The sequence below is a fragment of the Aeromonas sp. PrichA-15 genome, from assembly GCF_017939245.1.
Lineage (GTDB): Bacteria > Pseudomonadota > Gammaproteobacteria > Enterobacterales > Aeromonadaceae > Aeromonas > Aeromonas caviae.
The window spans coordinates 1-293 of record NZ_JAGKRH010000395.1 but is presented as its reverse complement, the minus strand read 5'-3'; the positions used below and the strand labels follow the sequence as shown (position 1 = coordinate 293).

Annotated in this window: 1 rRNA gene; it reads left to right on the top strand. The window is 53.9% G+C overall.

From position 1 onward, the window contains the following. Nucleotides 1-293 (top strand): 23S ribosomal RNA (locus J9889_RS24820); the annotation flags it as partial.

The window sequence follows — 293 nt, the reverse complement described above, 5'->3', positions numbered from 1 at the left end:
GCCAATCAAACTCGGAGATAGCTGGTTCTCCCCGAAAGCTATTTAGGTAGCGCCTCGGACGAATACTACTGGGGGTAGAGCACTGTTTGGGCTAGGGGGTCATCCCGACTTACCAACCCCATGCAAACTCCGAATACCAGTAAGTACTATCCGGGAGACACACGGCGGGTGCTAACGTCCGTCGTGAAGAGGGAAACAACCCAGACCGCCGGCTAAGGTCCCAAAGTTCTGGTTAAGTGGGAAACGATGTGGGAAGGCTCAGACAGCTAGGATGTTGGCTTAGAAGCAGCCAT